This window comes from Vibrio sp. 2134-1, from assembly GCF_033339495.1.
In genome coordinates this window covers 1-513 of the sequence record NZ_JAWOUS010000983.1, presented here as the reverse complement: position 1 = coordinate 513, position 513 = coordinate 1, and the positions used below count along the sequence as shown (strand labels likewise).

Here is a 513-nt window from a genome sequence, read left to right as displayed (position 1 = left end):
GTTTGCCTGAACAACCGCTGCGTTAACTGGGGTAGTAAATCTCATTGCAGAGAAAATAGAGAAGTTTTGGATAGTTACACCCACGGTTGCTATAACAAACAACGACAACATACTTTTTCGTGTGAGTTTGGTTCCATATGGAGAGCATTTAGTACCTCTTATCAGCAAGAGTATTAAAGCTGCAACGGAAAATCGTAACGTCGCTGAATCCAAAGGAGAGACATCGCTATTAATAGCCTTTATTACGTTAAAGTTACTAGACCAAAAAAAGATAGCGACAACAACACCGCACCAAATTGATAAATGCTTAGACATAGATCTTCCTGATAAAAATTAACTTGACGCGATAATGCTATATATTTCATATTTGATTTTTAATAGCCAAATTTAAGAGGGTTAATCCCAAATATGGAACGTCACTCTTTGGATGACCTTTTGTTATTCGTTTCTGTTGCTCGCTATCAAAGCCTAACACAAGCATCTGAGCGTCTTAATGTCCCGTTAGCCACGCTA

At 38.0% G+C, this 513-nt stretch carries 1 protein-coding gene; it reads right to left on the bottom strand.

The features are described from left to right. On the bottom strand, positions 1–315 hold a 315-nt coding region (locus R7R78_RS29605; protein WP_225475026.1), incomplete at its 3' end, for a DMT family transporter. Positions 316–513 lie beyond the last annotated feature (198 nt).